Source organism: Clostridioides sp. ZZV15-6388 (genome assembly GCF_020657755.1).
GTDB lineage: Bacteria > Bacillota > Clostridia > Peptostreptococcales > Peptostreptococcaceae > Clostridioides.
This window is the reverse complement of the sequence record NZ_JAGWCU010000018.1, coordinates 21,750-33,793: the sequence shown is the minus strand read 5'-3', so window position 1 is coordinate 33,793 and position 12,044 is coordinate 21,750. Positions and strand designations below refer to the sequence as shown.

Here is a 12,044-nt window from a genome sequence, read left to right as displayed (position 1 = left end):
AAATATCAATTTAATCCTCTTTTTTAATGTTTTATTAGATTGTTTTGTAAAAAAATGAGAAAATTTGACTTTAAATATTATATTTTTTTTGTAGGAAATATAAACTCGAAAGGTGTATTTATTAACCAAAGGGGTTGATTGTATTTGAAGAGGAGAAAGAAGCTAAATACGAATAATGTTATGATAGTTTTGGTTTTTATACTTATGCTATCTTTTGGGATATGTATTATTGTAGGGAGTGATTTATTTGATGTAAAGAGGATAGATGTGATTGGAAATAAAAGAGTCACCAAGTCAAATATAATGAAAGAGTTAAATGTAAGTTCACATGAAAATATATTTGCATACAATTTTAAAGACATGAAAAGTAAGCTTATGAAAAATCCATATATAGAAGATGTAGAAATAAAAAGGAAACTTCCAAATAAGATAATTATAAGCTTAAAGGAAAAAGAAATTTTTGCAGCATTAAAGGATGAAGATAACTATTGTTATATAGATAAAAAAGGGAACTTATTAGAGGAACTAAAAGGCACTAATGAAAGCAAAAATGATTTGATAGTGGAAGTAGATTATAATATTGATGATACGAAATCAATAAAATTTAAAAATTATAAAACTAAAGAGAATGTATTTAAGACTTTAAATTATTTAAAAGAAGAAGGTATTTATAGAAAAATAAATTATGTAAACTTTAAAAAAGAAGGGAATGTAAATATGCTTACGAGAAGCAATATAAAAATCTTACTTTCTAATGATGATAACTTAGATTATAATATATCTAGGGTAAATAAAATTTTGATTGACCTGCAAAATAAAAATACCAATGGTGGGACTATAAATCTAAATTATGGAAAGCTAGCTGTATATAGTCCAGAAGGATAGACAATTGTAAGGAAGTGATATTTTGAAAAAAAGATTTATAAATAAGAGTATAATCATAGGAAGTATTGTATTGGGAGTTCTCGTTAGTTTACAATTAAAAATTATTAATATAGAAAATAGAGGAATGACGACTTTTAAGAGAGGAGAGCAACTTACAGAAGAACTTAAATCTCTAAAAAAAGAAAAAGAAAATCTTCAATCAGAAATTAATAGTGTAAAAAAAGATATAGATACTTATAGAGGTAAAAGTGAAAAAGGAGAGCAAGATATACTTAAATCAGAAATAGAAAAATATGAAACCTTAGCTGGATATACAGATGTAGAAGGAAAAGGTATTGAAGTTGAAATAAATTCTACAAAAACCTTAGGAAGCTTTGATAAAAATGACAGTATACTATATAATTATGATTTATTACTGTCAATGATAAATAAATTAAATTCAGCACAAGCAAGTGCTATATCTATAAATAATCAAAGATTAGTTTCAAATACATATATGTATTTGAAAGAAGATAAACTTTATATGAATGATACTGTTATAAAGGAGCCAATTACAATAAAGGCAATTGGTGATTCTGATACATTAGCTTCTGCGCTCAATATAAAGTACGGTATTGTCTGGGAAATAGAAACGTATTATAATGCAAAGGTAAAAGTGACTAAAGAAGATAATGTAAAAATAAATGGACACGGTGATACAGAAAAAGTAGAGAGGAAATAATAGTATGAAAAAGAAAATGATTATATTAGGAGCATTCATATTAGGCATTTTCATATCAACTTATATAAAATCTCTGAACCCAAATAAAGTGTATATAACATTGAGTCAGACTAAAAGTATTGAAAGTGAAATAGAAAATACAAATAAGGAAATAAAAAATCTAAAAGAAGCTCTTAAAAGTAATAAAAATACTTTAGATGAATATAAGCAAGCAGAAAATAATGGAAATGAATCGATTCAAACATTAATGAAAAAAGAACTTGAAGAAGTTAAAGAGTTAAGTGGCTACTCAACTGTCACAGGTCCAGGAATAACTATTACTATGAAGGATAGTGAAAGAGAATTAAAAGATGGACAAAATCCAAACGACCTGATTATACATGATATTGACATTCTAAGAGTTTTAAATGATTTGAAAAAAGCAGGTGCAAAAGCAATATCTATAAATGGAGAAAGAGTATTGTCAACAAGTAAGATAAAATGTTCAGGAGCAACTATTACAGTGAACGATACTACATATGGACAACCATTTATAATAAAAGCTATAGGAGATATAGATTTATTGAGTGCAGCTATAAATTCTCCAGAATCATATGCTAAATCTCTAAAGGATATATATGGAATTAATATAAAAATACAGGAAAATAATGGAAATAAGGTGGATTTATTTGCAAAATAAAACGAAAAATACAAAAAAATAAAGAAAAAATAAAAAAAATTAATAAAAAGGATTGTAATATAGTTGTGTTTCAAAGTAAAATAAAGAGGTGAAGATTTATGATATGGGTGTTAGGAGGATTGGCATTTGGTGTGGTAGTAGGTTACTACATTCCATTTACATATTCTATGGATTATTCGATATATATGTCAGTAGCTATTCTTGCAATAATGGATTCTATATTTGGAGCGATAAAATCCAGTTTTGAAGAGAACTATGATAATGTAATTTTTGTTACTGGTTTCATAGGGAATGCTATCTTGGCTATATTATTGACTTATATAGGAGAAAAGTTAGGAATTTCACTTTATTATGTAGCAGTATTAGTTTTTGGTATGAGACTATTTAATAATTTATCCATAATTAGACGTTATATCATTGCCAATATTATGAATAAAAAACATAAAAATTAAAGAGCTTTTGATATATACATAAAATATTTTATACTTAAAGAGTAATATTTGACAATATAAGTAAGAAAATTAAAAAGGAAAATTTACGTTTTTGTGGAATATGTTAGTTAAAGGTTAACAAAATAAAAGAAGAAAATGATATAATTAATACATACGATAACTTTGAATCATGAGATAAGGGGGTTTATGATGCTAAACTTTGACGTAGAATTAGAAGAATGTGCACAAATTAAAGTAATAGGTGTAGGTGGCGGTGGAAACAATGCTGTCAATAGAATGGTAGAAGCTCAACTTAAAGGCGTTGAATTTATATCAGTAAATACAGATAAACAAGCTTTATATACATCAAAGGCTGAATATAAAGTTCAAATAGGAGAAAAATTAACTAGAGGACTTGGTGCAGGAGCTAATCCAGAAGTAGGAAAAAGAGCTGCTGAAGAAAGTAAAGATGAAATAGTAAAACTACTTCAAGGAGCTGATATGGTATTTGTTACAGCTGGAATGGGTGGTGGTACTGGTACAGGAGCTGCCCCAGTAGTTGCAGGCTTAGCTAAAGAAATGGGTATCCTTACAGTAGGTGTAGTTACAAAACCTTTTGCATTTGAAGGTAAAATAAGAATGAAAAATGCTGAAGGTGGAATAGCTGAGCTTAAGTCAAAGGTAGATACTCTTATAACAATACCAAATGATAGACTTTTACAAATAGTACAAAAGAATACTTCAATGTTGGATGCTTTTGCAGTTGCAGATGATGTGTTAAAACAAGGTATACAATCAATTTCTGACCTTATAGCAGTTGAAGGATTAATAAACTTAGACTTTGCAGATGTTACTACTATAATGAAAGATAAAGGTCTTGCTCATATGGGTATAGGTAGTGCTAGTGGAGAAACTAGAGCTATAGATGCTGCTAGACAAGCTATCCAATCTCCACTTTTAGAAACATCAATACAAGGAGCAAAAGGAGTACTTCTTAATGTTACAGGTGGTCCTAACTTAGGATTATTTGAAGTTAATGAAGCATCTACTTTAGTTATGGAATCATGTGACCCAGAAGCAAATGTTATATTTGGTGCTTCTATAAAAGAAGATTTAGGCGATGAAATAATGATTACAGTAATCGCAACAGGATTTGAAGGCTTACAAGGTGGGATTTTAGATTTGGATACTAAGCCTAAATCAAGTATAAGATCTTCTTTGAATACAACCGTAAAACAAGTTGTAAAAGAAATAGAAGAAGAAGAAATTGTCGTTGAAGAAAAGATAGAAGCTCCTAAAAAGGCGAGTATAATAGAAGAAGACGATGATGAGAGCATGGAAATACCTACATTCTTAAGAAGAAGAAGATAATATGTAAATTTATAAAGAAGTCAATAGACTTCTTTTTATTTTTTGTATTTTAATCTATTATTTCTTAAAATATATTCTAGTATCAAAAAAATATAAAAAAGTAAAGTTTTTTTATTAAGTATAGAAAAAAATGATAATTATACAAATGGTTATAGTTTTTTATAATTAGACAATGATATTTTTATTTGGTAATATTAAATCTGAATTGAATTGTAAAAATTTGAGGAAAAAGAGAAATTAAAGTCTGAAAGGGGATTAAGTATGATTAAGCTAAAAAAAATTCTTTCTTTAGCCATGGTTGCTGTTTTGTCAACATCACTTCTTGCTGGATGTACAAAAAAAGAAGAATCTAAAGGAAAAGATGGCAAAGAAAAATTAGTTGTATGGTCTGCACCATTAACAGATCATGATGCAGATGCATGGAAACCAATACTTGAGAAATTTGAAAAGGAAAATAACTGTGAAATTGAATTTCAAATAGTACCATGGGATAATTATGCAGAAAAATATGCTACTGCAATCAGTGCAGGTGAGGGGCCAGATATAGGATATATGTATGCAGAAATGTTTCCTCAATTTATAGAAATGGGAGCAGTTGAAGATTTAACTCCTTATTTAGAAAAATCAGGAACTTCAGACAATTATTTATACTTAGATAATGCAAAAATGATGGGTGGAATTTACGGTTTACCTATAGAAGCTGCTAATCCAGGTGTATTATACTATAATAAAGATATACTAGAAAAATTGGGAGAAAAACCTCCTAAAACATGGGAAGATTTTAAAAGAATATGTGAAAAAGCAACAAAAGATACTGATGGAGATGGAAAAATCGACCAATGGGGTCTTGCACAAGGTTGGGGTTCTAAAGTGTTTGGTAGTTTAAACTGGAACTGGTATCCATATCTATGGCAAGCTGGTGGAGATATATATAATGATGATTTAAAATCAGTTAAATTTAATAATGAAGAAGGATTAAAAGCTGCTAACTTTATAAATGATATGAAAAAATATATACCAGATAATGCTTTATCAAAAGACAGTAATGAAATGGTTGAAAGTGTATTTGGACCAGGAAAAGCTGCATTTACTATAATGCTGTCTTCTGCTGCTACAAGTACTTTTGATAAATCATTCCCAGACTTAAACTGGGGATATGTAACTTCATTAGAAGATAAAACAGTTGGTAGTTTTGCTTCAGTAGATGATTTAACTTTAATGTCAGCGTGTAAAAACAAAGAACTTGGCTTTAAACTTCTTGAATATATGTTAAGTAAAGACTCAATGGAAGCTTTCCATAAAGAGATACCAAGAGCACCAGTTGCTAAAGGTGAAAAATATCAAGGAGACCCAAGATTTGAAGAAATGGTAACAAAAGATAAAAATATGTACAGACCATTAACAGTTGGACCTCATGGAGTAGAAATATATGAACACTTATGGAAACAACTTCAAATGATGATAGCTGGAGATAAGACTCCAGAACAAGCACTAAATGAATCTGCAAAATATGCAAATGAATTATTAGCACAATAGTTTAAGTTTATATTTGAATTTATAGACTATGCAACTTAATTTTATACAAGTAAAAGATTTACTTGCTATATTATTAAGTCGCATAGTCTTTTTTTATGGAAATATTCCAAAAGTAGGGTTGAATAACTTCTACCTAGATATATTGAATTCTACAAAAAAGCCTATTTGTTTGATACTAAAAAAATATCTTTTGACGACATAAAGTATAAGACATATATCATTGTTATTTTTAAATAGAATTTGTTTTGGATTCGACTGTCAAAAGTGACATAAAATTTTGTACATACTATCTTATAATATGTTTAAAGGTTTTAAGGGGGGATACATGGTGTATATTGAGTACTATGTTATAGAAAACCTAGTAATAAATTATATTATTATAAGTTGTACTTCTATTCTTACTAAAAAATATAATCCTAGAAAGAATAAGTTGCTGGGGGCTAGTTTAGGAGGAGCCTACTCTGTTGCTTATTTATACCCGTCAATGAATATACTATTTACAGTGCCATTTAAAATAATAATCATGAGTATTATAACTTTAATTTCATTTAGGACTAAGAGTAAAAAAGATTATGCTCATGTAGCATTAGTTTTTTATTTAGTAAATATTTTTATTTCTGGAAGTACTTATTTTGTAATTTATTTTACAGGAATAAGCCATTTAAAAATATCTTTTTTAATTGCATGTACTTATGTAAGTTGTGAACTATTAAAGTACATTTACAAAGACTTGAAGATGCTTAAATACATCAAAGAGCTTACAAAGACTATAAATATAAACTTATTAGAAAAAAGCTTTTGCTGTAAGGCTTTAGTGGATAGTGGAAATTTATTAAAAGACCCAATAAGTCAAAGTGATGTAATAATAGTCAAATCAAGTGTGTTAGAAGGATTGATTCCAGAAAATCTATTAAATATTAACTATGAAGATATAGATATGGAAAAAGCTCAGGAAATCATATGTAGTTTAGATGACAGAACTTCAGGGAGAGTTAGAATAATACCTTATAAACATGCTGGAAGTAATAAGACAAGCATAATAATTGGTCTAAAAGCTGATTATGTAGAGGTAGATGAGCAAAAGATAGGAAATATAATACTTGGTATTTCAAATTTTAATGATAGAGAATACGGGGCAATAATGAATCCAAATATATTGCCTGGATTCTAGCTAAAAATTTAAGGGGGACAAAGGATGTTACGATTAAAAGAAAGAATCATAAGCTTTATTACGATGTTAGGTATTAAATTAAAAATAATAAAGCCAAAAGGAATATACTATATGGGAGGGGCCAATATTCTTCCTCCTCCACTAAAACCAGAAGAAGAAATGGAACTTTTGCAAAAACTAGAAACTGATGAAACTGTAAAATCAATTTTAATAGAAAGAAATTTGAGATTAGTAGTCTACATATCAAGAAAATTTGAAAATACAGGTATAGATGTAGAGGATTTAATTTCTATAGGAACTATAGGTTTGATAAAGGCAGTCAATACTTTTAAATTAAATAAAAACATAAAATTAGCAACTTATGCTTCAAGATGTATAGAAAATGAAATACTAATGTATCTAAGAAAAAATAATAAAAAGAAAACAGAGGTATCTTTTGATGAACCTTTAAATATAGACTTAGATGGAAACGAACTTTTATTATCAGATGTTTTAGGTACAGAAAATGATGAAATATATAAAATAATAGAAGAAGAGATAGATAGAGATTTATTAGTTATGGCACTTGACAGATTAAGTGACAGAGAAAAGCAAATTATGGAATTAAGGTTTGGACTTATAGATAAAGGTATTGAAAAAACACAAAAAGAAGTTGCTGGAATGCTTGGAATATCTCAATCCTACATATCTAGACTTGAAAAGAAAATAATTTCAAGGTTACAAAAAGAAATGAAAAAATTTGTATAATGCTAAATTAATTCTTCTTAAAAAGTATAAAAAAATTGGAAATGTAAATAATTTCAATAGATGAATACTTTTTGAGAGAGGACTGAAATGTATGCAAGTTAATAAGGTTGAAATATGTGGTGTTAATACATCTGAACTTCCAGTTCTTAAAAATAAGCAAATGAAGGAACTTTTATTACAAATAAAAAGTGGTGATGAAGAAGCCAGACAACAATTTGTAAGAGGAAATTTAAGGTTAGTCTTGAGTGTAATAAAAAAATTTAACAACAGAGGAGAAAATATAGACGATTTATTTCAAATAGGTTGTATTGGTCTTATAAAAGCTATAGATAATTTTGATTTAAGTCAAAATGTCAGATTTTCAACTTATGCTGTTCCTATGATTATAGGAGAAATTAGAAGATACTTAAGAGATAATAATCCAATCAGAGTAAGTAGATCATTAAAAGATATAGCATATAAGGCACTACAAGTCAGAGAAAGATTAATTAGAACAAATTCAAAAGAACCAACAGTATCAGAAATAGCAAAAGAATTAGAATTAGAAGTAGAGTCAGTTGTAATGGCACTTGATGCTATACAAGACCCAATATCTTTATTTGACCCAGTATATCAAGATAATGGAGATGCGATATTTGTAATGGATCAGGTTCAAGACAAAAAAGATACTGATGAAAACTGGTTGCAAGAAATATCACTTAAGGAAGCTATTAAAAAATTAAATAGTAGAGAAAAGTTGGTATTAGATTTAAGATTTTACAAAGGAAGAACTCAGATAGAAGTTGCTGATGAAATCGGTATATCTCAAGCACAAGTATCAAGAATTGAAAAAAATGCTTTAAAAAATATGAGAAAGTATGTATAAGTAATCCATGGAATGTAAACATAATTTTAAATTTAAATGACCTATATAGGTCATTTTTTTTTATCCAAATACATATTTATTTTTAAAGAAAGGGTGAGTATAATATGATTAGAGTTTCTGATATAATGGAAAAAGAAATTATAAATGTAAAAAATGGAAAAAGGATGGGTTTCATAATCGACATAGATATGGATATCCATGAGGGTAAGGTAGTCTCATTTACCATTTTTGGAGATGGAAGTAGAAGTTTTTTTTCAAGAGGAGGGGATGAAGAAGTTATATTTTGGAATGATATACTTAAAATAGGTTGTGATACAATAATAGTAAATATAGGTTCAGAATTAAGCTTAGATGAATTTGATATATAGCTAAACGAAGGAGGAATACAGATGCAATGTCCTTATTGTAATTATAAAGAATCAAAGGTAATAGATTCTAGACATACAGATTTAAAATCTATTAGAAGAAGACGTGAATGTGAATTATGTAAAAAGAGATTTACTACTTATGAGAAAATAGAAACTACTCCTTTAATGGTTATTAAAAAAGATAATAGTAGAGAATATTTTGATAGAGAAAAAATAAAATACGGACTATTAAAGGCATGTGAGAAAAGACCTGTATCTGTTGAAGATATTGAGAATATAGTTGTACATATTGAAAATGAAATAAATAAATGTTTTATAGAAGAAATCGAAACCAAAAAAATTGGTGAAATGGTAATGGATAAATTGAAAGATTTAGATGAAGTCGCCTATGTAAGATTTGCTTCTGTGTATAGACAATTTAAAGATATAAATACTTTTGTAAACGAACTTAAAAGTATACTAATAGAAAAAGGAGATAAATGATGAAAGATTATATAAATCTAAAAAGTGTAGAAGATATTAAAGAGTATGTTAACTTAAGTAGCAACTGTAAAGAAATTGATGAAAAATTAAATTCTATAAATCTAATTATAACTTGCAAAAATATAGATGCAAAAAGTAAAGAAGACATGTTAAGGGTTTGTAAGGAATGCAATTTAATGTTTGAAAATTTAACTAGTAATTCTCAAATACATTCAGACATAGTTAACATAGTTAACAGAGAGAATATAGGACAAAAAATAGAAGGCGATGCACTTATAACAAACTTAGAGAAAGTACCACTTTTATTGTTTACAGCAGATTGCGTACCCATATCAATTATAGATGCTAAAAATAAAGCCATAGGACTAGCACATGCGGGCTGGAAAGGTACTTTTAGTAATATAGGTCACAAAACAATAAAATTGATGTCTGAGACCTATAAAACAGTTCCTGAAGATTTGATATGTATAATTGGACCATCAATTGGACCTTGTTGTTATGAAGTGTCTGAGGATTTAGTAGAAAAATTTAACACAATTCTTACAAATAATGATGAAAAGTTCTATATAATAAAAGAGGGAAGTTACTATTTAGATTTATGGAAAATTAATGAGTATATGCTGAGATGTAGTGGAGTCAAAGAAGAAAATATAATAAATTTAAATCTATGCACTAGTTGTAGAGCAGATGAATTCCACTCTTATAGAAAACATAATAAGGCATCAGAACGAATAGGAACGGTACTACAGATAAAATAGAGAGGAGCTTTTTAATGAATACTAAAGTGCTTGTTATAGACGATGAAATGCATATAGTTGAGCTATTAAAATTCAATTTGGAGGTGTCAAACTACGAAGTTAGTTATTCATATGATGGATTTGATGGATTTATAAAAGCTAAGGAAGTTAAACCAGATTTAATACTTTTAGATTGGATGCTACCAAATATAAGTGGAATAGAAGTACTTAGAAAAATAAGAAGTGATAAAGACTTGAAAAATATTCCTGTTATAATGCTTACTGCTAAAAATATGGAAAATGACAAGGTTGAAGGTCTTGAAGTAGGTGCTGATGATTATATAACCAAGCCATTTAGTATAAAAGAATTGTTAGCTAGAGTTAGCTCTGTTTTAAGAAGATATAACTTAACTAGTACAGGTGAAGAAAATAATATACTTACCACAGGTAATTTAAAACTAGATTTATCAAAACATGAAGTTACTAAAGGTTCTGAAAAGATAGAGTTAACACTTAAAGAGTTTGAACTGTTAAAATTATTAATTCAGAATAAAGGTAAGGTACTTTCAAGAAACTATCTTTTAGATAAAATATGGGGCTATGAATACTATGGAGAAACTAGAACAGTAGACGTCCATATAAGATATTTAAGAAAAAAAATAGAAGATGAAGATAAATCAGAAAAATATATAGAAACTATAAGAGGTGTAGGATACAAAATAGATTAGAAAAAGTTATATTTTAGGAGTGTTATCTTGTGGAAGAATTAAAGAACATATATTTTTTTATTGTTATGTTGTCTATAGCCATTGTGATATTGTCTGTAAGATACACAATAACACTAAGAAAATATTTAAAAGAGTTTATATACGTTTCAAAAAAAGTAAGTAACAAAGAGTTTCATGCTAGGCTGAATATATCAGCTAAAGGAGAACTAGGAGAATTAGCCAGAAATTTTAATCATATGATAAAAAACATGGATGATACATTAGAAGAAGTGCGATATAAACATTTACAATTAAGGTCTATATTAAAAAGTATATCTCATGGAATTTTAGCTATAGATGTAAATGGAAACATATTATTGATAAATGATGAAGCTAAAGAAATGATAAAGAGCGAACCAAACAAACTAGTTGAAGGTCATAATATCAATGCTGTAATAAAAGAAGAAGAAATATTAAAGCAGATACTTCAATTTATAGGTTCTAAAGAAAATGAAACTGCAAAGATTACTACTAAAGATGATATAGTATACAAAATAAAAGTGGACCCAGTTTATCTTCAAAATACTAATAATGTAATAATTGGCTCAATAGTAAACATAGAAGATATTACTAAAAAGGTGAAGCTTGAAAATATGAGAAGTGATTTTGTTGCTAATGTAAGTCATGAACTTAAAACACCACTTACATCTATAAGTGGATTTGTTGAAACGTTAAAATCCAATGAAAATATAGATGTAAATACTAGAAATAGGTTTTTGGAAATAATAGAAAGTGAATCAGACAGATTAAAAAGATTGATTGATGACATATTATTATTATCATTTGTAGAAAATAAAGATACTCTTCTAATGGAAGATGTTGTAATATATGATGTATTTAGAGAAGTATATGAAATAACTCAACGTTCAGCTAGTGAAAAAAATATAGAAGTTTTATATAAATGTGATGATAAATCAATAAACATACTTTCTAATAGAGATTATATCAAACAAGTGTTTTTAAATTTAGTTGATAATGCTATAAAATACACTCAAGATAATGGTATTGTACAAGTTGTAGTTTTAAAAGATGAAGAAAAAATAATAATCAAAGTTATAGATAATGGCGTTGGAATACCAAAAGAAGATGTAGAACGTATCTTTGAACGCTTCTATAGAGTGGATAAAGCAAGAAGTAGAGATGTAGGAGGAACGGGCTTAGGATTGGCTATAACGAAGCATATAGTCAAATCATTAAATGGATGTATAAAAGTAAAAAGTGAACTTGGTATTGGTAGCGAATTTATTGTTACAATACTACAAAAAAATTTCCTTAAATAGAAG

The 12,044-nt window shown here is 27.7% G+C and carries 14 protein-coding genes; all 14 read left to right on the top strand.

Annotated features, from left to right (window positions below; translation table 11 throughout):
• The first annotated feature begins 144 nt into the window (after positions 1–144).
• The 14 genes from KGF48_RS12125 to KGF48_RS12060 all read left to right on the top strand — a co-directional run bounded on the left by KGF48_RS12125 (position 145) and on the right by KGF48_RS12060 (position 12,041).
• Complete coding sequence (locus KGF48_RS12125) at positions 145–885, top strand: FtsQ-type POTRA domain-containing protein (RefSeq protein ID WP_227839467.1); 741 nt, start codon at positions 145–147, stop codon at positions 883–885.
• A 22-nt stretch (positions 886–907) separates the two neighbouring features.
• Entirely contained in the window at positions 908–1,606 is a 699-nt protein-coding gene (locus tag KGF48_RS12120; RefSeq protein ID WP_227856302.1) for a DUF881 domain-containing protein, read from the top strand.
• Between the two features lie 4 nt (positions 1,607–1,610).
• The gene (locus tag KGF48_RS12115; protein ID WP_227839465.1) at positions 1,611–2,285 is read left to right on the top strand and encodes a DUF881 domain-containing protein; all 675 of its coding nucleotides are present in this window, start codon (positions 1,611–1,613) and stop codon (positions 2,283–2,285) included.
• A gap of 98 nt (positions 2,286–2,383) precedes the next feature.
• Entirely contained in the window at positions 2,384–2,737 is a 354-nt protein-coding gene (locus KGF48_RS12110; protein ID WP_227839464.1) for a small basic family protein, read from the top strand.
• 189 nt (positions 2,738–2,926) lie between these two features.
• On the top strand, positions 2,927–4,087 hold the full coding sequence (gene ftsZ / locus KGF48_RS12105) for a cell division protein FtsZ (protein ID WP_227432418.1): 1,161 nt from the start codon (positions 2,927–2,929) through the stop codon (positions 4,085–4,087).
• A 261-nt stretch (positions 4,088–4,348) separates the two neighbouring features.
• The gene (locus KGF48_RS12100) at positions 4,349–5,623 is read left to right on the top strand and encodes an ABC transporter substrate-binding protein (RefSeq protein ID WP_227829171.1); all 1,275 of its coding nucleotides are present in this window, start codon (positions 4,349–4,351) and stop codon (positions 5,621–5,623) included.
• 325 nt (positions 5,624–5,948) lie between these two features.
• Positions 5,949–6,794, top strand: a complete 846-nt coding sequence (locus KGF48_RS12095) for a sigma-E processing peptidase SpoIIGA (RefSeq protein ID WP_227829170.1) — start codon at positions 5,949–5,951, stop codon at positions 6,792–6,794.
• A gap of 24 nt (positions 6,795–6,818) precedes the next feature.
• The gene (gene sigE / locus KGF48_RS12090; RefSeq protein ID WP_227829169.1) at positions 6,819–7,541 is read left to right on the top strand and encodes an RNA polymerase sporulation sigma factor SigE; all 723 of its coding nucleotides are present in this window, start codon (positions 6,819–6,821) and stop codon (positions 7,539–7,541) included.
• A gap of 91 nt (positions 7,542–7,632) precedes the next feature.
• Positions 7,633–8,406, top strand: coding sequence for an RNA polymerase sporulation sigma factor SigG (gene sigG, locus KGF48_RS12085; RefSeq protein ID WP_169468424.1), 774 nt, complete (start codon positions 7,633–7,635; stop codon positions 8,404–8,406).
• 104 nt (positions 8,407–8,510) lie between these two features.
• Positions 8,511–8,774 carry a YlmC/YmxH family sporulation protein gene (locus tag KGF48_RS12080; RefSeq protein ID WP_227432422.1) on the top strand — a complete coding sequence of 88 codons (264 nt, stop codon included), beginning with the start codon at positions 8,511–8,513 and terminating at the stop codon, positions 8,772–8,774.
• A gap of 21 nt (positions 8,775–8,795) precedes the next feature.
• Positions 8,796–9,257 carry a transcriptional regulator NrdR gene (gene nrdR, locus KGF48_RS12075; protein WP_227824212.1) on the top strand — a complete coding sequence of 154 codons (462 nt, stop codon included), beginning with the start codon at positions 8,796–8,798 and terminating at the stop codon, positions 9,255–9,257.
• Entirely contained in the window at positions 9,254–10,015 is a 762-nt protein-coding gene (pgeF, locus tag KGF48_RS12070; RefSeq protein WP_413894805.1) for a peptidoglycan editing factor PgeF, read from the top strand. Before nrdR ends, pgeF begins: the two co-directional genes overlap by 4 nt.
• 14 nt (positions 10,016–10,029) lie before the next feature.
• Positions 10,030–10,722 (top strand): winged helix-turn-helix domain-containing protein, encoded by a 693-nt coding sequence (locus KGF48_RS12065; RefSeq protein WP_227432425.1) that lies wholly within the window; start codon positions 10,030–10,032, stop codon positions 10,720–10,722.
• 65 nt (positions 10,723–10,787) lie between these two features.
• The gene (locus KGF48_RS12060; protein ID WP_255642516.1) at positions 10,788–12,041 is read left to right on the top strand and encodes a HAMP domain-containing sensor histidine kinase; all 1,254 of its coding nucleotides are present in this window, start codon (positions 10,788–10,790) and stop codon (positions 12,039–12,041) included.
• Positions 12,042–12,044: the final 3 nt, after the last annotated feature.